General features: G+C 55.5%; 19 protein-coding genes, 2 tRNA genes and 1 riboswitch. Of the genes, 14 read left to right on the forward strand and 7 right to left on the reverse strand.

Annotation, left to right across the window (positions count from 1 at the left end):
- Nucleotides 1-14 precede the first annotated feature (14 nt).
- Entirely contained in the window at nucleotides 15-173 is a 159-nt protein-coding gene (locus ACXM2N_RS00820; RefSeq protein ID WP_458489107.1) for a hypothetical protein, read from the reverse strand.
- A gap of 380 nt (nucleotides 174-553) precedes the next feature.
- Here ACXM2N_RS00820 and ACXM2N_RS00825 point away from each other — a divergent pair, with 380 nt between their 5' ends.
- The 3 genes from ACXM2N_RS00825 (at nucleotide 554) to ACXM2N_RS00835 (ending at nucleotide 3,162) form a co-directional block, all read left to right on the forward strand.
- Entirely contained in the window at nucleotides 554-835 is a 282-nt protein-coding gene (locus ACXM2N_RS00825) for a hypothetical protein (protein ID WP_458489109.1), read from the forward strand.
- Nucleotides 836-1,327: 492 nt separating this feature from the next.
- Nucleotides 1,328-2,908 carry an SLC13 family permease gene (locus ACXM2N_RS00830; protein ID WP_458489111.1) on the forward strand — a complete coding sequence of 527 codons (1,581 nt, stop codon included), beginning with the start codon at nucleotides 1,328-1,330 and terminating at the stop codon, nucleotides 2,906-2,908.
- 181 nt (nucleotides 2,909-3,089) lie between these two features.
- A tRNA-Arg gene (locus ACXM2N_RS00835) sits at nucleotides 3,090-3,162 on the forward strand.
- Nucleotides 3,163-3,280: 118 nt separating this feature from the next.
- Here the strand turns inward: ACXM2N_RS00835 and ACXM2N_RS00840 are convergent.
- Nucleotides 3,281-4,291, reverse strand: coding sequence for a prephenate dehydrogenase (locus ACXM2N_RS00840; protein WP_458489113.1), 1,011 nt, complete (start codon nucleotides 4,289-4,291; stop codon nucleotides 3,281-3,283).
- A 37-nt stretch (nucleotides 4,292-4,328) separates the two neighbouring features.
- Here ACXM2N_RS00840 and ACXM2N_RS00845 point away from each other — a divergent pair, with 37 nt between their 5' ends.
- The 4 genes from ACXM2N_RS00845 (at nucleotide 4,329) to ACXM2N_RS00860 (ending at nucleotide 6,001) form a co-directional block, all read left to right on the forward strand.
- Nucleotides 4,329-4,808, forward strand: coding sequence for a tRNA adenosine deaminase-associated protein (locus tag ACXM2N_RS00845; RefSeq protein ID WP_458489115.1), 480 nt, complete (start codon nucleotides 4,329-4,331; stop codon nucleotides 4,806-4,808).
- Nucleotides 4,808-5,293, forward strand: a complete 486-nt coding sequence (locus ACXM2N_RS00850; protein ID WP_458489117.1) for a nucleoside deaminase — start codon at nucleotides 4,808-4,810, stop codon at nucleotides 5,291-5,293. Before ACXM2N_RS00845 ends, ACXM2N_RS00850 begins: the two co-directional genes overlap by 1 nt.
- Nucleotides 5,294-5,611: 318 nt before the next feature.
- Complete coding sequence (locus ACXM2N_RS00855) at nucleotides 5,612-5,812, forward strand: CsbD family protein (RefSeq protein ID WP_458489119.1); 201 nt, start codon at nucleotides 5,612-5,614, stop codon at nucleotides 5,810-5,812.
- Nucleotides 5,813-5,910: 98 nt separating this feature from the next.
- Nucleotides 5,911-6,001, forward strand: a tRNA-Ser gene (locus tag ACXM2N_RS00860).
- A 454-nt stretch (nucleotides 6,002-6,455) separates the two neighbouring features.
- Here the strand turns inward: ACXM2N_RS00860 and ACXM2N_RS00865 are convergent.
- Together ACXM2N_RS00865 and ACXM2N_RS00870 are read right to left on the reverse strand one after the other, a co-directional pair.
- Nucleotides 6,456-6,686, reverse strand: a complete 231-nt coding sequence (locus tag ACXM2N_RS00865) for a hypothetical protein (protein WP_458489121.1) — start codon at nucleotides 6,684-6,686, stop codon at nucleotides 6,456-6,458.
- Nucleotides 6,658-7,053, reverse strand: coding sequence for a hypothetical protein (locus tag ACXM2N_RS00870; protein ID WP_458489123.1), 396 nt, complete (start codon nucleotides 7,051-7,053; stop codon nucleotides 6,658-6,660). Before ACXM2N_RS00870 ends, ACXM2N_RS00865 begins: the two co-directional genes overlap by 29 nt.
- A gap of 225 nt (nucleotides 7,054-7,278) precedes the next feature.
- Here ACXM2N_RS00870 and ACXM2N_RS00875 point away from each other — a divergent pair, with 225 nt between their 5' ends.
- The 7 genes from ACXM2N_RS00875 (at nucleotide 7,279) to ACXM2N_RS00905 (ending at nucleotide 15,370) form a co-directional block, all read left to right on the forward strand.
- Nucleotides 7,279-9,708, forward strand: a complete 2,430-nt coding sequence (locus ACXM2N_RS00875) for an MMPL family transporter (RefSeq protein WP_458489125.1) — start codon at nucleotides 7,279-7,281, stop codon at nucleotides 9,706-9,708.
- A 321-nt stretch (nucleotides 9,709-10,029) separates the two neighbouring features.
- Complete coding sequence (gene tgt / locus ACXM2N_RS00880) at nucleotides 10,030-11,292, forward strand: tRNA guanosine(34) transglycosylase Tgt (RefSeq protein WP_458489127.1); 1,263 nt, start codon at nucleotides 10,030-10,032, stop codon at nucleotides 11,290-11,292.
- Nucleotides 11,293-11,369: 77 nt separating this feature from the next.
- The gene (locus ACXM2N_RS00885; RefSeq protein WP_458489129.1) at nucleotides 11,370-11,864 is read left to right on the forward strand and encodes a hypothetical protein; all 495 of its coding nucleotides are present in this window, start codon (nucleotides 11,370-11,372) and stop codon (nucleotides 11,862-11,864) included.
- Nucleotides 11,865-11,879: 15 nt separating this feature from the next.
- Nucleotides 11,880-12,812: a tRNA glutamyl-Q(34) synthetase GluQRS gene (gene gluQRS / locus ACXM2N_RS00890; protein ID WP_458489131.1), complete on the forward strand. Its 933-nt coding sequence runs from the start codon at nucleotides 11,880-11,882 to the stop codon at nucleotides 12,810-12,812.
- On the forward strand, nucleotides 12,805-13,344 hold the full coding sequence (locus tag ACXM2N_RS00895) for an NUDIX hydrolase (RefSeq protein WP_458489133.1): 540 nt from the start codon (nucleotides 12,805-12,807) through the stop codon (nucleotides 13,342-13,344). Before gluQRS ends, ACXM2N_RS00895 begins: the two co-directional genes overlap by 8 nt.
- A 474-nt stretch (nucleotides 13,345-13,818) precedes the next feature.
- Entirely contained in the window at nucleotides 13,819-14,691 is an 873-nt protein-coding gene (locus ACXM2N_RS00900; protein WP_458489135.1) for a PRC-barrel domain-containing protein, read from the forward strand.
- Nucleotides 14,692-14,836: 145 nt separating this feature from the next.
- Complete coding sequence (locus ACXM2N_RS00905) at nucleotides 14,837-15,370, forward strand: hypothetical protein (RefSeq protein ID WP_458489137.1); 534 nt, start codon at nucleotides 14,837-14,839, stop codon at nucleotides 15,368-15,370.
- Between the two features lie 42 nt (nucleotides 15,371-15,412).
- Here ACXM2N_RS00905 and ACXM2N_RS00910 read toward each other — a convergent pair whose 3' ends face one another.
- The 3 genes from ACXM2N_RS00910 to ACXM2N_RS00920 are packed head-to-tail and all read right to left on the reverse strand — an operon-like array spanning nucleotide 15,413 to nucleotide 17,930.
- Nucleotides 15,413-16,153, reverse strand: coding sequence for an amino acid ABC transporter ATP-binding protein (locus ACXM2N_RS00910; protein ID WP_458489139.1), 741 nt, complete (start codon nucleotides 16,151-16,153; stop codon nucleotides 15,413-15,415).
- Nucleotides 16,150-17,019, reverse strand: coding sequence for an amino acid ABC transporter permease (locus ACXM2N_RS00915; RefSeq protein WP_458489141.1), 870 nt, complete (start codon nucleotides 17,017-17,019; stop codon nucleotides 16,150-16,152). Before ACXM2N_RS00915 ends, ACXM2N_RS00910 begins: the two co-directional genes overlap by 4 nt.
- A gap of 44 nt (nucleotides 17,020-17,063) precedes the next feature.
- Nucleotides 17,064-17,930: a transporter substrate-binding domain-containing protein gene (locus ACXM2N_RS00920; RefSeq protein WP_458489143.1), complete on the reverse strand. Its 867-nt coding sequence runs from the start codon at nucleotides 17,928-17,930 to the stop codon at nucleotides 17,064-17,066.
- 118 nt (nucleotides 17,931-18,048) lie between these two features.
- Nucleotides 18,049-18,225: riboswitch (Lysine riboswitch) on the reverse strand.
- Nucleotides 18,226-18,360: the final 135 nt, after the last annotated feature.

Here is an 18,360-nt window from a genome sequence, read left to right on the forward strand (position 1 = left end):
AAACCCAACCGCACCTACAATACCGTGAACCGTGCGCGCCGGGCTTCTGCGGTGGCTTTGGCTCGTTCCTCGATCGCGTGCGCTGCGGCGTGTGCCGTCTTCGTGCCAACGTGCGTGCCGGCGCCTGCCGATGCCCCATCGGGCGGTGCGGATACGTTTTGGTGCGCCGTCACTTTTATCTGGGTTTTTCTTGGTCCATAGGTCATAGACTCGCGCCATGGGCTAGCTTCTTCCTTGTCATGGCGAACGTGATGGCATTTTTCAGATGAGGCGCTCGTAGAATTCTTAGGTGATGGACGGTTAGGTGCCGTAGCAGAATTGTTAGAATCCCCTGACGCCGTTCAAAGTAAGAGAATTCCAAATGCGAAGTTCGCATTCTTCGTCGATAAGACGGTCACGTATTCCGAAGGAAAATAATTCAATTACAAGCAGTTATACAATTAGGTGACGAAGGATTCGGAATAGAAACGGCCTATCCAATTCAAGGCCATGGTGTAAGCCGAGTAACCCAAACAGGGCAAATAGAAAAACTTGATTGGGAGGAGGAGCGATAATGACCTATCTCGAACTTATTGACGCGATTGAATCTAACGCAGTTCCGAGTGTTACGTTTGGAGAAGATTCGACGTGTTCAGATTTCGACTGGTACCTCCTGCTGCGTGATCTTACGGAGCGGAAGTCTTATCTTCCGCTCGAAATCAAGGAGAAGTACATCGAGCGCTTGTTACTAGACGAGGACTTAGGCGCCGAAAGTATTGAAAAATCAACGCTTAAAGAATCTTGGCAACAGGTTCGAATATTCGCAGCGCTCGATCCTGCTGTACCGATCACCTAATCTCCCAAGCTAAAAACCAACCGCATGCACTTAGTGCCTGCGGTTTTTCATGCCCATTTTTCGAGATGAAAACACATGCATAACAACAAGAAGTACGTGCCATGGGTGCGCATGATCATGTCGGATGATGCACCTGGTGGAGCCGGCACGGAGGACGCTTCGGTGCCTACTACTGCAGCTTAATCACCTGAAGCTGGTGCGATGGGCGGTTTGGCCTTGGTGGTAGTTAGCAACGTAGTTCTGCTGTTATTTGGGTGTAGTAAATCGCGCATCTCCTTGGGGGTTGTTTTTGCTTTGTGCCCTAAAATTTGTGCAGGTTTGGGGGTGGCGTAACCGGACTAAGTGTATCCGCTATGGGATAAAACCCCTGCTCAGAAAAATTGCGTCGTATGACGGAGGATAGACGTCTGATCTTTCACTTGAGAGGGGAAAACATTGGGTTATAAGTTTTATGTGTAAAAGAAAAAACCGAAACGCATAAAGGATGTCCCAGTGAGCACCCCGATCACTCATGAGTCCTCAGAGCATACCCGTGCCGAAGACACCGAAATCCGCGACCAATCTGAAGTGCGCCGCCAAATTTTCGGCGCCATCTTGGGTATTGCGCTAGCAGCCCTGGTCTTCTTCCTTTTCCCCTCTAACGCCGCGGAGACTGTGGCGCAGTCCTCCGGTGCGGATCCTGAAGTTACGTACGACACTGAGAAGATGCGCATCGTTGCGGCCGTGACGGTGTGGATGGCTGTGTGGTGGATGTTTGAGTCTATTCCGCTGGCGGCAACGGCGTTGATCCCACTTGTTGTGTTCCCGATTACGCAGACGGCTACGTTCAGTGAGACTGGTTCGCCATACGCATCGTCCACTATCTTCCTGTTCTTGGGTGGCTTCCTCATTGCACTGGGCTTGCAGCGTTGGAATGTGCACCGCCGTATGGCGCTAGCGGTTGTTCTGCTCGTGGGAACGTCACCAAAGCGTCTTATTTTGGGCTTCATGGTGGCTACTGGATTCCTGTCCATGTGGGTGTCTAATACTGCGACCGCCGTTGTCATGTTGCCAATTGGTATGTCGGTGCTTCAACTTACTGCCGGCATCGTGGGCGGTATGCGCAACCAGAAGAAGTTCGCTACTGCTCTCATGCTTGCAATCGCGTACGCCGCATCCATCGGTTCCTTGGGTACCCTGATTGGTACTCCGCCGAACGCTCTGCTTGCGGGCTACATGAAGGAAGCTCACGGTTACACCATTGGCTTTGGCCAGTGGATGCTGGTGGGTGTGCCTCTGGCTGTTGTGTTCACCATTATTGCGTGGCTTGTTCTTACCACCGTGTTTAAGCCTGAGATGGATGAGATTCCTGGTGGCCGTGAGCTGATTAAGGAAGAGCAGCGCAAGATGGGTAAGTGGTCTGGCGCGCAGATTATGGTTTCCGTCATCTTTGCCCTGGCTGCACTCGCATGGGTATTTGTGCCACTGATCGTGGACAAGTGGGCCCCGGACATGATTTATGATGACGCCATTGTTGGCCTCATCGCTGGTCTGCTCATGTTCATCATTCCTGCCAACAAGGATGGTGTGCGCCTGCTGGATTGGAAGACCGCTAATGAGCTTCCTTGGGACGTTTTGCTTCTCTTCGGTGGTGGTCTGTCTCTGTCTGGCCTGTTCACCAAGACTGGCCTGTCCCTGTGGATCGGTGAGATTGCCAAGGGTCTTGAGGTTCTCCCAACCGTCCTCCTGATCGCGGCGGTGGGTCTCTTGGTTCTGGTTCTCACAGAGTTCACTTCCAACACTGCAACCGCCGCAACATTCCTGCCAATCATGGGTGGTGTTGCTGTGGGTATTGGCCTCACGGCCGGTGGTGATCAAAACATTCTGCTTCTGACCATCCCTGTGGCACTGTCTGCTACCTGTGCGTTCATGCTTCCGGTGGCAACCCCGCCAAATGCCATCGCGTACTCTTCTGGCTACGTCAAGATTGGCGACATGATCAAGGGTGGCATCTGGCTCAACGCCATCGCCGTTGTGCTCATTACCATCGTCACTTATTTCGTGGCCATCCCAGTGTTCGGCATCGTGCTGTAGCTTACTTGCCGACGCTCCCACGGCGCCTCCAAGGCGTCTTGTGCTCTTGTCGCCCACCGCATTCTGCGGTGGGCGATAGTAGTAGGGGAGAGGCTGCAAAGTTATCGTTCACCTGCCAGTTTGCAAGAAATTCAAACTCCGGTGTAGAGTGATATCTCGTTGCACAGCAATGTGAAACTAAGCGCCCGTAGCTCAACGGATAGAGCATCTGACTACGGATCAGAAGGTTGGGGGTTCGAATCCCTCCGGGCGCACAAAATATATCGCAGTTACCTTCTAGGTACTGCGATTTTTTGTTGCCCGCCTACCGTGCCCATCCATGCGCAGCCCCGCACCGAGTGTGAGCGTGGAAGGTGCGGGGTTGCAGGAGGCTTAGAAGACGTCGATACGCGCGCCCAAGTTTTCAGCCTGGATGAGCTGTTTGACCCATCCCTCTGCGCCTGGGCGCAGGCGCAGAACTGGGCGCTGCGAGACTGGCGCGGCGGAGGTGAGGCCCGCACGGGCCTCGTAGCGGATGCGGGAGCGGTAGCCGGCGTCGGCAAGCTCTTGGAGGTTTGGGGTAGGAGACTCTAGGTGGGCGCGGGCATCCTTGAGCAGCTCAAGAGCCTCATCGAGCGCGTCGGCAAGGGCCTCGTTGTTGGTCTCGCACATTGCGCGGACCAAGCTTGGCGCGGTGCCGGCTACGCGGGTGCCATCGCGGAAGCTACTGGCGGCTAGGGACAGCGCGAGGGCGCCACCTTGGTCACCGACGATGGCGAGGGTCTCTGCCAGAATGTGCGGTAGGTGGGAGATGCGTGCAACTGCGGCATCGTGGGCGTCCACGCGGGACGGGACCACTTCAGCTCCCACCATAAGGGCCATGTGAACAATATCCATCCACAGCTTGCACCAGGTGTCCTCAAGACCAGCTTCCCCTTTTTCTTCGGCGTAATCGAAGGTGACCACCCACGATGCACCGTTGAAGAGGTCGCCGCGGGAAGCGGACCAGCCGGACTCAGAGGTGCCGGCCATGGGGTGGCCGCCCACGTAGCGGCTTTCCAATCCACGCTCCTTTACTAGGGCGTAGACCTCAGCCTTTACGGATACAACGTCGGTGATGCCACAGCTTGGGGCCTTCTCCTTAATTGCATCGAGGAGGTAGCCGATTGCTGGCATTGGCGTGGCCAAAACGATGATGGCCTTCTCAGATTCGGCGCGTTCCAGCGTCTCGTGGAGGTCGGCGCTGGCTGCGAAACCCTCCTCAACGGCGTCCTTCGCACCGGACGGGGAGCGGTTGAAGCCGAATGCGGTGACCCCCTGAGCGGCGAGTGCGCGTAGGAGGGAACCGCCGATGAGGCCGAGGCCGAGGATACAAACAGGTCGGGAAATGTTTACATTGCTCACTTTTCAAGTCTCGCACAAAACAACTACGCTTTACCCTATGAAGCACGATTTTGCAGTTACCGTCACATGGGAAGATGGCGCCTGGCGCGTCAGGTCCTTCAAAGATGACTTCTCTTCAGTGGCAACCTCACTGAAAGCGGTGAGGAATCTGCGCACTGAGGGCGCGGCTTTTGCCATGCTCTGTGTGGATGATGATTATTTCGTGCTGGTTCGCCCTACCCCTAAGCGGGCCAAGTTTTTGCTGTCTGACGCCACCGCAGCGGTGGAGGATGACTTTGCGGCTGAAGTTCTTGATGAGCTAGAGATTGACGTCCCTGATTTGGACGATGATGAGCTAGAGGATGCGGAGCCATGGGCTGAAGGTGACTTCGACATCTTTGAGGACCTAGGTATGAGCGAACAAGTGCTGTCCGTGATCTGTGACGAGACAGATTGGTGGGCATCCGAGCAACTGCAGCGCATTGCTGAAGAGCTGGGTTTTGAGGACGAGTTCGCTGACGCCGTTGACCTAGACTAATGGCGCTTCCTGAATCTGTAGGCCTTATCCGCGCACGTGAGCGCATGGATGAGGCCATCGCGCTTGCCCATGAGACTCCAGCGGGAGACATTCCAGTTGGCGCGATCATTTATGGCCCTGACGGTGAGGTGCTGGGGCGCGGGGTTAACAGACGCGAGACTGACCACGATCCGCTCGGCCACGCAGAGATCATGGCCATCAGGCAGGCGGTGGCCTCCGGAAAGTTGCGGGACGGGTGGCGGCTTACCGACTGCGAGCTGGTAGTCACCTTGGAACCGTGCTCAATGTGCGCCGGCGCCCTTGTGGGCGCGCGCATCGGCAGCATTATCTTTGGCGCGTATGAGCCCAAAACCGGCGCCTGCGGCTCCGTCTTTGATGTAGTGCGCGATCCCGCTGTGCTCCACCGTGCACAGGTTCGCGGGGGAGTGCGTGCAGCTGAGTGCCAGGAACTGATCACTGGTTTCTTCACACAACTGCGTGCTTAAAATCGACCAACTGATTACTTAAGGGCTATTAATTTCTCCGTTTATGGATTAATTTTTCAGCCCATATTTCGATTGCGCGTTACCCAAAAAATATGCTTTCACCAGTGCCTTGTCGGCTTTGGTCTGGAATGGGTGCTGTCCGTTAATAGTGAAAATTCCTTGCAATCGTGGCGTGTGACGTGCACCGCACGTACAGTGGATGATGTGCATGAGAACGGTTCATCACTACAGCACGCAACTGATGGGGTGCTCACAACCCCGCGTGGTGAGTGGTGAATTGGTACAAACCTTTTGAAGATTCTTTTTGAGGAGGCCCTAATGGGTGACATCGATAACAAGTTCGAGGATGTTGCAGGCAAGGCAAAGGAAGGTCTCGGTGACGCAACCGGTAACGATGACCTCAAGAACGAAGGCAAGGCTGACCAGGTAAAGGCCGACGCCAAGGATAAGCTTGCTAACGCAGGTGAGGCCATCAAGGACGCTGCTAACGCAGCTCTTGGTTCCTTCAAGAAGGACTAATACCTTTCTAGATCGAGTAGATTTAGTAGCCAAACCCACCGACCCAGCAAAGTCGGTGGGTTTTGTGTGTGTAGGTGAAATTAGATAGGCTGGTTCGCGGTGGCGTGTCCGAGCGGCCGAAGGTGTTCGCCTCGAAAGCGAATGTTGGGTAACCCCCAACCGCGGGTTCAAATCCCGCCGCCACCGCCAACGATCCCCCTAGCTGAAGCACCAGCTAGGGGGATAATTTTATGTGGCGCCCCATAGCTGCGCGCAGGGCTGCTGGGACTGCCCAAAGAAGGAGCAACTCTGCGCAAAGTGGAATGTCCAGCTTGACGTGATAGTCAGATTCTGCACCAATAGAGCAGTAGGTAATTATTGTTCTGCCGTGTTTGAGCTGCCTTTTTCTTCTTTTGCGTGCAGCTCTTTCCATGCGTTAACGAGTTGGTCAGACATTGGAACTCCAGTTTCGTACGCAATCTTTCGCAGCTCTTCGTACACGGAGTACGGAATGTTGATTGTCGTGCGATGTAACGGCTCTTTGGAGTATCTCACCATTGTGCCTACCAGTCTGTTGTGAGACTCTGTCTTGATTACGAAACTAACACCACCCATAGATGGTCGGCACGAAATTAGGCTATATGGCCATGCGTAAGGGATTAGGTTAATCGTGGCTCTTGTATTCGAGCTCCATTTTTGCCAGAACTTTTATTAGTGACAGTGCAAGGCGTTTAGTGGTTAGGGATTCGCCAATCTCCAAATAGGAGCTTGTTTCAAGGTGAAGGCCTGACACCCATTTCTTGGTTACAGGGGTCAGTTCCGAGGAGAGTTCTTCACTTGCTAGTTTCAGCAGTTCAAGAAATTCTTTATCTGTCGGGTACTTTGCGGTATCCATATGAAACACCTTTCAAATGAGGCTTGTACTGTCGCAACGCATCAATGCCACCTTTATCGACCTGCCATACCCAATGATTGATCAGGTTAGGTGACGACAATCCAAATTCCTTGGCAAGATCAGATTTTAATTCGCCAGCTTTATGACGGCGAAGGATCTCCATCTTCGTGTCGAAGGAGTACTGTTTCTTCGTTGTTTTGCTCACCAGACATAGTCTGCCATGTAGCCGGAACCGATTCTCGAGTCTGCGTACTTGATCACGCTTGACCCCCAGGCGGCTCGCTACTGCCTGTGAGCCGTAGCCTTGCTCAAAGAGATCGACTGCCCACTCGCGCTGAGCCTGACTGAGCTTACTGCGTGGATGCATAGAAAAACTCCCCACAATCTGGTTTCTGATTTCTCAGTCCGGATTACGGGGAGCAGTTCACACGGTGGTTGGGCTTTTTAATGCCTGCTGTGGAAAAAGGTGTGGCGGTTGCTAAAATTGAGGTTTTAGTGTGTCACGTGGATGTTGGCACTCGGAGTTCGCACAATGATCCTGCAGCAGTGCAGAGACCTATCAGCGCTGCGGCGATTGGAGAAATACGCCCCTATGGCACGACTTTTGTACCGGCTAGGCAAGTGGTCCTTTAGAACTAAATGGGTAGTCATCGTCGCGTGGCTAGTCATCTTGGCTGGTTTCGGCGGTGCCGCCGCTGCCTTCCAGCAGGGTTTCAATGATGTGTTCGCCATTAAGGACACCCCGTCGCAGGCGGCGACGGATATCTACATGGAGAACTTCCCAGAAGCCCGCAACCCGTTGCAGGGTACGGGCGTGAACTTGGTGTTCAAGGCTCCCGAGGGAGAAACTCTGGATGACCCCGAGAACGTGGCGGCAATGCAGAACGTTGTTGATCAGATTGATCAGGGACTGGGCGATGCCGTCATCAACACCATGCGCTGGGGAAATCCGTCAACTAAGGACGCTGAGCTGCAGAAGATGATCTTCGAGCAGACCGCGGGCCAGGGACTGCCGGAGGAGAACGCGCGTGCCGACGCGAAAAACCTTGCCTTGATGAGCGAGGACCGGAGGATTGGTTACACCACTTTTGACATTGACGTGCCACTCCCCGCTGACGTGACGCAGGAGATGCGCGATGTCATCAACAACGCCATGGACTCTGGCCGGGATGCCGGCCTGCAGGTAGAGGCCGGTGGCGCAGCCTTTGGTGATCCGATTGTTATTGAGTCCACTTCAGAGATCGTGGGTGTATCCGTTGCGCTGATCGTTTTGATCTTCACCTTCGGCTCCCTCATCGCTGCTGGTATGCCAATCATCACCGCTATCGTGGGCGTGGGCATCGGCGCCCTGGCAACCTCCCTGGCCACCGCGTGGGTATCACTGAACAACGTCACCCCAGTGCTGGCGCTGATGATTGGTCTGGCCGTGGGCATCGACTACGCGTTGTTCATTATCTTCCGCTACCGCCGCGAGGCAAAGCGGATGAGCATGGAGGAAGCTGCCGGCATGGCAGTGGGCACCGCTGGTTCCGCAGTGGTGTTTGCGGGGCTCACCGTGATTATCGCGCTGGTGGCACTCGCTGTTGCTGATATCACCTTCCTTACATACATGGGACTGTCCGCCGCATTTACGGTGGCGATTTCCGTCCTCACCGCGCTGACCCTTCTGCCAGCGCTCATGGGCGTATTCAAAGGCAAGCTGCTGGGTGCATCCATCAAGCCACTGGCCAAGCGCCAAGAAGCACTGGAAAACGGAAAGCCAACGGTGGGTGAGAAGTGGGTCAAATTTGTCCACAAGTTCCCAGGCCTCGTCATAGCTATCGTCATCTTTGGGTTGGGCGCGCTGGCGCTGCCCGTGCAGAACCTGCACTTGTCCCTGCCAAGTGACACACAAGCCAATGTGGATACCACGCAGCGCAAGCAGGCCGAACTGATGATGGAGGGCTTTGGCGCCGGCATTACTTCACCGTTGATGGTGGTGGTGGATGCCCATGACGTGAATCCGGATGCGCCGGTCCTGCGCCCGCTGATTGACGCGCAAGTCAGCTCCGCGGAGGATCCCGCAACCGTGGATCGTAAGGATGCCGCGGCGTTTGCGTCCTACCTGTACGTGATTCAGAAGTACTCCAACACTCACAACGTCAAGCACGTTCAGATCGCTGGCATTTCTCAGGACCAGAAGGCGGTACAGATGCTGCTGACCCCTGGCACCGCGCCGGAGGATGAGGAAACTAACCAGCTGATCTATTCCCTGCGCATGCAGGAGAAGGAGATCCAAGAGGCTACAGGCATCAAGTCCGGTATCACCGGTTTGGTTCCTATTCAGCAGGACATCACCAACCGCTTGTCCGGTGTGATGGGTCTCTACCTCACCATCGTCGTGGGTCTTGCCATTGTGCTGCTGATGATCATCTTCCGCTCCGTGATGGTGCCCATTGTTGCCGGCGTGGGCTTCTTGCTCTCCGTAGGCGCGGCCTTTGGCGTGACCGTCTTGTTCTGGCAGGAAGGCCTCTGGGATCTGGTCAACACCCCAGGCCCTATCATCGCGTTCATGCCTATCTTCCTGATTGGCGTCTGCTTCGGTCTTGCCATGGACTATCAGGTGTTTATTGCCTCCGCCATGCGTGAGCACTTCACCCATAATGCAGGCAAAGCTACGCCGGGCTCCAAGTACAACGCGGTGGAGGAATCCGTCATCGTGGGCTTCAAGAACTCCGCCCGAGTAGTCACCGCTGCAGCCTTGATCATGATCGCCGTCTTTGTGGCGTTCGTAGGCCAGCCGTTGCCGTTCATCAAGATCTTCGGCTTTGCGCTGGGTGCCGGCGTGCTGTTTGATGCCTTCTTCATCCGCATGGCCTTCGTGCCCGCGGCCATGTTCATCATGGGCCGTGCTACCTGGTGGATGCCTCGCTGGCTGGACAAGATCCTGCCACGCCTGGATATTGAAGGTACCGCTCTGGAGAAGGAGTGGGAAGCAAGACACCGCGCACAGGAAAGCTCTGGGCAAGCGGTAGAGGTGTAAGCGCCTAGCTGAGGGCCAAGTTTTAGCTCCACATGTCTGAAAAGTACAAGGACACGTGGAGCTTTCACGTTACTGGCGGTAGGTGGCTGCTAACGCTGAGGCGGGTTTGGGGTCTAGGCCACTGCTTTTACGCCGTTGTTGGGTGCGGAGTGTCTCACCTGTTTTCCTCAAAAGCTGTGCCCGTCGCTGGTGATGCTGGATGAACTTATCCTCAGCGCGTAAGCCACGAAGGGCGATAGGTCATCTTCATCGTAGGAATGACAGGGAGACAGGCGTTGAGGAAAAGGAGTTAACGGGGTGCAATCTGTAGACTTATCTTTCATGACTGACAGCGTTAAGCAGGACACCACGTTCACTCTCAAGACTGAGCTCGCCGACGAACCGGGCAAGCATGGCCGTACGGGAACCATCCATACCCCGCACGGCGATATTCAGACACCGGCGTTCATTCCGGTGGCCACTAAGGCGACGGTGAAGACGCTGACACCTGAGCAGATCCGTCAAACGAATGCGCAGGCTATCCTGTCTAACGCCTACCATTTGTACCTTCAGCCGGGGCCGGACATTGTGGATGAGGCTGGCGGTGTGGCCGCCTTTGAGAACTGGCATGGGCCTACCTACACTGACTCGGGCGGATTCCAGGTGATGAGTCTTGGAGTCGGATTCAAGAAAGTCTTGGCCATGGACACTGCGGGTCTTACGGATTCTGACATCCGAGCCAAGAAGAAGGACCGGATGGCCAAGGTGGATGAGGAAGGTGTGGACTTCCGCAGTGTCATTGACGGGTCCAAGCACCGCTTCACCCCTGAGGTGTCCATGCAGATTCAGCACCAGCTGGGTGCGGACATTATCTTCGCCTTTGATGAGCTGACCACGCTGGTTGATAGCCGCGAATACCAGGAGAAGTCTGTAGAGCGCACCCACCGATGGGCAAAGCGCTGCTTGGATGAGCACGACCGCTTGACCAATGAGCGTGATCAGAAGCCACTGCAGTCCTTGTGGGGCGTGGTGCAGGGTGCGCAGTATGAGGACCTGCGTAGGCAGGCAATCCGTGGCCTGATCTCGCTTTCTGATGAGGCTGAGGAAAACGGCCGCCGTGGATTTGGCGGTTTTGGCATTGGTGGAGCGCTGGAGAAGGAGAACTTGGGCACGATCGTTGGCTGGTGCTGCGATGAGATCCCTAAGAATAAGCCACGTCACCTGCTGGGTATTTCAGAGCCTGATGATATCTTCACCGCTGTGGAGGCGGGCGCGGATACGTTCGATTGCGTAGCGCCCACCCGCTTGGGGCGTCGCGGTGGTGTCTACACCCTGGATGGCCGTCTCAACTTGGTCAATGCACGTTTCAAGCGTGACTTCTCCGGCATTGACGAGGAGTTCGGCGGCTACGTGTCCCAGAACTACTCTCGTGCGTACATTCACCACCTGCTCAAGGCTAAGGAATTCTTGGCGGGCACATTGTGCACTATGCACAATGTGGCGTTCATGTGTGGGCTGGTGGATAACATCCGTAAGTCCATTGATGATGGCACGTACTACGAGTTCAAGGAAGAATTCATGGGTCGTTATTACGCGGGTAAATAATTGCGCTACGCAGGTGTACGTCTTATGGTGGGGCTAGAAGATTTCGTCTCATTCCCCTCATCGAAGGACTAAAACTCATGCGTCTTTCCCCACGTCTCGTATCTGCCACCCTCGTTGGCCTCACCGCCTCCTTGGGTGTGGTCTCCTGTACCGATTCCGCCGACAACGCCGCGCAGCCCACAATCACTACAACGGTTATGGTGTCTGAAGAAGCTCCGGTGTCCGAGGAAGCCGTCGTGACTGAAGAAAATATAGTGACGGAATCCGCGCAGGAGACTCCCGTCGAGCAACAGCAGGCGCCTGCGGTAAACAACGTGGCTGATTGTGCCCCAGAAAACTTCCTAGGGTTAGGGCCGAGTAATCCCCTAGTGAGTCATTGCGATGGCCACTACGCCCGATTCGGACAGCCTCAAACAGATTGGGTCCTCTACGCCGAGGCCGTTGACGGTCGATGGCAGGTTATTGAAGGTGACGGCAAGCTTGCAACGGGATCTCCATGCTACGACCAAGCAATCACCAGCCGGCCGGATCTGCCTGCTGAGATTGTCGATCTGATGGCTAAATGCAGTTAGTCTACGATCAAACTTATGACCTCTTTGCCACCTAACTACCGTGGCGCTGGCCGTTACGCGCCTAGCCCCACGGGTGACCTGCACTTTGGTAATTTGCGCACCGCCTTGCTGGCCTGGCTGTTTGCGCGTACCACGGGCAGGGACTTTTTCATCCGTGTGGAGGATGTGGATACGCAGCGCTCGTCGTCAGAATCTGCGGAGCGCCAGCTAGAGGATTTACAGGCACTTGGTATCACGTGGGATGAGGCACCGGAGTATCAGCAGGATAAGTTCGACAACTATCAGCGCATTCTTGACCGTTTGCCGCACTATGAGTGTTACTGCTCCCGAAAGGACATCCAAGAGGCGGCAAGCGCGCCGCATGCCATTCCCGGCCAGTATCCAGGTACATGCAGGACTCTTTCCGACGCCGAGCGCGCCGCAAAGCGCGAGGAGCTCAAAGCCCAGGGGCGTGTTCCTTCCCTCCGCCTCAAGGCGGAGGTTAGCCAGTGGACGGTGCATGACTTTTATGCGGGTGAGTACACCGGCGCTGTGGATGACATGATTCTTCGCCGCGGTGGCAACGCCAATCAGGGCCAGGATTGGGCATACAACTTGGCTGTTGTTGTTGATGATGCAAGCCGCGGTATTGACCAGGTGGTTCGGGGAGATGATCTCTTACCTTCGGCCCCGCGGCAGGCGTACCTTGCGCACCTTTTGGGATATGAGTCGCCGGAGTACGTGCACGTGCCGCTGGTGCTCAATGCTGAGGGAAAGCGCTTGGCAAAGCGCGATGGAGCTGTGACCTTGCGCGACATGCGCGCGCAGGGTGTGGGCGATGCGGATGTCGTCGAGAAGCTGGGCGAATCCATTGGTATTGCTGGCGCGCGGACTGTGGCCGACATGGTGGAACGCTTTGATCCGCGCTTACTCTCGCGTGAGCCCTACATCTGGCGTGGTAATGACTAAGCTGTGGGACATCCTTGACAGCCAAGGCCAGCCGACGGGCAGGACGATGTCCAAGGACAGGCGTGAGGTAGGGGCCCTGCGGCAGGTGGTGCATGTGTGCTTGTTTGATGATTCCGGACGCATGCTGATTCAGAAGCGCGCGGCAGGCAAGGACATCTGGCCGAATCTGTGGGACGTGTCCGTAGCTGGCAGCGTGATCGCAGGGGAGACCCCACGTGAGGCGGCGATCCGGGAGACGCGGGAGGAGCTTGGCCTCGATATTGATCTGGGGGACAGGCGGCCCAACTTCACGCTGGATTACCCGGAAGGTTTTGATCACTTCTTCCTCGTCACGGACGTCCAGGTGGACGCTTCCGCGCTCGTTCTAGCAACGCGGGAGGTGGCCGAGGCGCGGTGGGCTAGCCTTGCGGAGATTTTGGATCTACATGCCGCTGGTGAGTTTGCCCCTGTGAGGAGAGCGGCGCTGCGTTTTATTTTTGACCTAGCGGGACGGCATTCGATCCTGGATGGTGGGGATCGCGTCGAGGGGTAAGGGCCACGACCCTGCTGGGCGCATAAGATGCATAAAACAACTTATGTGAGTTAAATCATATAAATAGTTTTGTTGGCTCAATCGCGGATAATTCGAGCACGATCTGCGGCGCGTGGTCGTTTTTGCAACCTGTAACGGCCCCTGTGGCGCTTGCAATTCTGCACCGTGGAGGAAAAACCTCCATGGCATGTGGCATGCATGAATCCGAGCCAAGCTAGTGAAATTCATGTGGTTAGTTAGGCGTCCAAACTACGCTCGCTTTCAGCTGTAATGATTGAGTGCAATCATTTCAAGGAAAAAATCACAAAGAATTGATAACGGCCCGTATGTCCCATTTCCTATGGCCAACTTCTCCTTGCGCACCTACGGTCGTACACATAGCAGCAACCGCCCGCCATGGTGGTTGGTGCCTACAGAATTAGAACACAAATTATTAGCTCCACAGCCCAAGGCAGATGTGGAGGAAGGAAAACGATGACGAACCGCAATATTCATGACCTGTTGGATGCAACCGCTTACGACAACGCCGGCGAGAAGCTGGGCGGCATTAAGGAAGTCTTCATCAATGATGAGACCGGGCAGCCGGACTTCATTGAAGTAAGCCACGGCCTCTTTGGCATGAACTCTTCCTTGGTTCCGCTTCGCGGGCACCGCTGGGACGGCGAGGATCTTCACCTCGCTTTCTCCAAGGAAGCAATTAAGGACGCACCAAGCATCGATGCTGATGCCCACATTAGCGACTCTGAGCAGGCAGAAATCTACCGCCACTACGGTCTTGATTCCGTAGATAACACTCAGAACTACGAGCCTGATTACCGCCGTGAGGAGAACGCAGCGGGCACTGATGAGGCCGCAGCCGGTGCTGCGTACGTCAACGAGACTCACGGTAACCAGACCGACCGCGTTGAGCTTAACGACGACGGCGAGCCTGCATTTGATCAGCGCGCCGGCGTCCACCAGTCCGCACCTGGTGAGAACCACGTAGTCGATCACAGCGGCCGCCCATACGAGGCGGACCAAGCGCCAGCCGTTGGTGGTGCAGGCCAGCCAGCCGATATCACCCCTGAGCAGGAGGCTCAGGCACGTGCACAGCGCGGCGAGTCCAGCTACACCCAGCATGACCCAGCTGACGGCCCACTGGAGCACACCCTGCCATCTGAGGATCACAGCGCTGCCGCAGCAGCCCCATCGAACGGTGACAACGCCGGTCCTGCTACCGGCTCCTTGGCAGATGAGGACCTGCCAATTGCTGAGCGCAACAACCTTCCTGATGATGAGAACAGCATTCAGGAGGAGCGCGCCGCTGATGAGGGCATGGTTCGTCTCCACCGCTTCGAGCGTCGCTAGGCCGTTAATGCATCCCGGCGATAGCCGTTAAGCACGGTAATGAAGGCCAGGCACCAGCATGATGCTGGTGCCTGGCCTTCTTCATGCCTTGTAATGAGCGTGTGGAAGTACTTCTCAACCCGCCTCATCTCCTAAGCTGAGGTGTATGATCCTGCTCATTGGTGGTGAAACCCATTCCGGTAAAACCCTCGTGGCTCAGACGGCCGTGGCGGCCACCGGGTTTGCGTGCACGTCCATCGACCACATCAAGATGGGCCTCATTCGCGCTGGATACACGGACCTTACACCGATGGATTCAGACGATGAGCTGACGGAGTACCTCTGGCCGGTCGTCAGGGAGATGGTCAAGACCGCCATAGAAAATGACCAAGACCTGATCCTCGAGGGCTGCTACATTCCTGCAACGTGGCGCAGGGATTTCCCCGAAGCTTACTTAGCGCACATCGCCACCATATTCCTCGTTATGAGCGAAGACTACATCCAGGCCAACTTCCAGCAGATTGCAGGTCATGCGCATGTGGTGGAGAACCGGAAGGATGACTCGTGGCTCACCAAGGAAGCGCTGGTGAGGGACAACCGGCGGCTGCGGGACCGTTTAGAGGCTGCGGGCGAGCCATTTGTCCTGATCGATCAGGAATATCCTGATCCGAAAGCACTTCTTGGGCAGCTCCTGGCGTGAAAAAGTCCTCCAACTCACGTAGGTGAACTGGAGGACTTTTGGTTAGAGATACCGTGCCAAGAAATCCCGCGTGCGCTGGGAGGTGGGATTCTGGAAGATCTGCTCTGGTGGTCCCTGTTCTTCGATGACGCCGTCAGACATGAACACAACATTGTTGCTGACGGTTCGGGCGAAGCCCATCTCGTGGGTAACCACGATCATGGTCATGCCCTCTTGGGCCAAGCTGCTCATGACGGAGATGACCTCACCCACCGTCTCGGGGTCAAGTGCGGACGTGGGTTCGTCGAAAAGCAAAACCTCAGGATCCATGGCCAGTGCGCGGGAAATGGCCACGCGCTGCTTCTGGCCACCGGAAAGCTGGCGGGGCTTAGCGTTCACATACGCAAGCATGCCAACCTTCTCTAGGTAGTGGCGGGCTTTCTCCTCGGCTTCCTCCTTAGAACGCTCCAGAACCTTCTGCTGGCCTACCATGCAGTTCTTGAGAATGGTCATGTTGTTGAAAAGGTTGAAACTCTGGAACACCATGCCCACCTTGGAGCGGTACTGATTAGGGTTCACCGAGCGATCACGAATGTCCTCGCCGTGGAAGAGAATCTCACCGCCAGAAGCCGTTTCCAGCATATTGATGCATCGTAGAAGGGTGGACTTGCCGGAACCGGAGGCGCCTAGGATGCTGGTGACATCACCAGGGCGGACCTCAAAATCCACGCCCTTGAGCACTTCGTGCTTGCCGAAGCTCTTGGTTAGGTCTTTGACCTGAATAATTGGTGCCGGCGTGGTCATTTCTGTCCTCCCAGTCGCATTTCATCATCTGGATAGTGCTTTTTCTTGTTCTCTGGGTAGGTGTAGTTGCCCGCGGCCATCACGAGGGGATCATTGCTCATGAGCTCGTACTCGTTTTTCGCACCTGGGGCATGCTGGAGCTCGTAAGCATCCTTGCCGTCAATGCGACGCTCAATCCAGCGCAGGATAACGGACGAAACCAACGTCAGCGTCAAGTAACCGGCCATCTCGATCATGGCGGATGGGAAGTACTTAAACACCGCACCAGAGACCATGCGGTGAACAGAGAAGAACTCGGAGAATCCGATGATGAACATCACCGAGGAGTCCTTAATGTTGATGATGTAGTTGTTGCCAATCTGCGGCAGGATATTGCGCAGTGCCTGCGGAAGGACAACCTGTTGCATGGTTTGAAAGTGCGTCATGCCGATGGCGCGGGCGCCTTCGGTTTGGCCTGGGTCCACGGAGAAAATGCCACCGCGAACGGACTCAGAAATGTAGGCACCAGTGTTGATGGAGACTACAAAGATCGCAACAGCCCACAGGTTGGTGAACTGGTACGCATTGTTGGTGAAGTACGGCAGGCCGTAGAAGACGAACACTGCCTGCAGAATCATTGGCGTGCCACGGAAAACTTCCACGTAGATGCGGATAAAGGCGCGGATGACCCACAGCAGCACACGCTTGGGCAGCGGATCATTCTTCTCATACGGGATCGTCTGAAGGACGCCGCAAGCGAAACCGATCACGCAACCAAGCAGCGTGGCCACAATAGCTAGGATCAGCGTGTTGAGGATGCCACGTGCATACGTGGCGCCGTATTGATCGAGCAGGGAAAGGATGTCCTGCCACAAGGTAACTAGCATGGGTGAGCTCTCTTCATGTGTGGTGCTGGCTAAGCAGCGAGGACTTAATCCTGCTGAAGTGGCTGGATCTTCACAGCCTCTTCCATCTGCGCATTGAAGTCATCCTGGGTCTTATCAGCCAGGTATGCGTCGATTGCGTCCTTGAGCTCGGTGTTACCCTTCTTGACGGAGATACCGATGTTGATGTCCTCGTCAGAAGCCTCGAAGTTATCGTCGGTGTCGCTGAAGTCCAAGATCTTCATGTCTGGGTAGGCAATCACAGCGCCCTGCGCGGTAGGCATGTCCGTGACAACATAGTCAACAGCGCCGGTCTCCAGAGCCATGAGCATTGCTGGGGCAGATTCTGCTGGAGTCTGACGCTGCGCGCCCTCGATCTGCGGGATGAGGGAGTCGTACCAAATGGTGCCGGTCTGGGAAGTGACCTTGCCGCCGGCGAGATCTGAAAGCCCCTGAGCATCAGCGAACTTGCTGCCATTCTTGGTCAAGACAACAACATTGGCGTACAGGTAAGGTCCAGCGAAGTCCACCTGGGTTGCGCGCTCGGCGGTCATGGATTGACCAGCAATAACTGCGTCAACGGTGCCGGACTGCACTGCCGGAATGAGGGAATCCCAGTCAGACTGCACGATCTCCAGCTCCCAGCCATTAGCCTCTGCAATGCCCTTGGCCGTCATAACGTCATAGCCGTTAGCGAAGAGTTCGGAATCCTTCATCTTTACCGCACCGTTGGAATCATCTGGCTGTGCCCAGTTGTAAGGCGCGTACGCTGCTTCCATTGCAACGGTGAAAACACCGTCATCGTTGCTGGCTCCACCGGCGGCCTCGCCAGTGGATGAGGTATCAGTAGCGGAGCAGCTCACGAGTGCTGCTGCAAGGCCCAGTGCCGCGACGGAAGTAAGAAACTTCTTCATGGTCGATCAATCCTTTACACATAGATGCAAAAACGTGGTCGCCATAAGCCTGAAAAGCCCCAGCTCCAAACAAAAAAGGAGCCATGAGGATCATGACTCCAAAAGGTATGCACCCATGCGTCATGACAGCTCTCCACAAAACTACGTTTGTGGCAGTCCACTAGATATTCTCTAGTGACCCGAAAATATGAGAGCTAAGGGTGCCTCATATTCCCTCGGCGACCGCCCCTTTCATTCCTTGCAACCCTTATGCTTTTTAGGAATTACTGATGTTGGTCGCGCCTCTATCATGCTTATGATGTCACTAACAGTAAGTGAAACTATTTAGAATTTGCAACATGTTTTGGCTGCAGTACACCCTATGAGGTGCAAAAACGTGTGGTTTTAGTAAAGCGCGTGTGCTGAATGGGCGTTGTTGTGCGTGGCCCAA

The sequence above is a fragment of the Corynebacterium sp. ZY180755 genome (genome assembly GCF_054331495.1).

Bases quoted from the DNA above. Each gene is read 5' to 3' on its own strand.
- ACXM2N_RS00855 (WP_458489119.1), top strand. From the start codon at position 5,612: ATGGGTGACATCGATAACAAGTTCGAGGATGTTGCAGGCAAGGCAAAG.
- gluQRS (WP_458489131.1), top strand. From the start codon at position 11,880: ATGACCTCTTTGCCACCTAACTACCGTGGCGCTGGCCGTTACGCGCCT.
- ACXM2N_RS00870 (WP_458489123.1), bottom strand. From the start codon at position 7,053: ATGCATCCACGCAGTAAGCTCAGTCAGGCTCAGCGCGAGTGGGCAGTC.
- ACXM2N_RS00845 (WP_458489115.1), top strand. From the start codon at position 4,329: ATGAAGCACGATTTTGCAGTTACCGTCACATGGGAAGATGGCGCCTGG.
- ACXM2N_RS00920 (WP_458489143.1), bottom strand. From the start codon at position 17,930: ATGAAGAAGTTTCTTACTTCCGTCGCGGCACTGGGCCTTGCAGCAGCA.
- ACXM2N_RS00900 (WP_458489135.1), top strand. From the start codon at position 13,819: ATGACGAACCGCAATATTCATGACCTGTTGGATGCAACCGCTTACGAC.
- ACXM2N_RS00910 (WP_458489139.1), bottom strand. From the start codon at position 16,153: ATGACCACGCCGGCACCAATTATTCAGGTCAAAGACCTAACCAAGAGC.
- ACXM2N_RS00895 (WP_458489133.1), top strand. From the start codon at position 12,805: ATGACTAAGCTGTGGGACATCCTTGACAGCCAAGGCCAGCCGACGGGC.
- ACXM2N_RS00905 (WP_458489137.1), top strand. From the start codon at position 14,837: ATGATCCTGCTCATTGGTGGTGAAACCCATTCCGGTAAAACCCTCGTG.
- ACXM2N_RS00875 (WP_458489125.1), top strand. From the start codon at position 7,279: ATGGCACGACTTTTGTACCGGCTAGGCAAGTGGTCCTTTAGAACTAAA.
- tgt (WP_458489127.1), top strand. From the start codon at position 10,030: ATGACTGACAGCGTTAAGCAGGACACCACGTTCACTCTCAAGACTGAG.
- ACXM2N_RS00825 (WP_458489109.1), top strand. From the start codon at position 554: ATGACCTATCTCGAACTTATTGACGCGATTGAATCTAACGCAGTTCCG.
- ACXM2N_RS00885 (WP_458489129.1), top strand. From the start codon at position 11,370: ATGCGTCTTTCCCCACGTCTCGTATCTGCCACCCTCGTTGGCCTCACC.
- ACXM2N_RS00850 (WP_458489117.1), top strand. From the start codon at position 4,808: ATGGCGCTTCCTGAATCTGTAGGCCTTATCCGCGCACGTGAGCGCATG.
- ACXM2N_RS00915 (WP_458489141.1), bottom strand. From the start codon at position 17,019: ATGCTAGTTACCTTGTGGCAGGACATCCTTTCCCTGCTCGATCAATAC.
- ACXM2N_RS00865 (WP_458489121.1), bottom strand. From the start codon at position 6,686: ATGGATACCGCAAAGTACCCGACAGATAAAGAATTTCTTGAACTGCTG.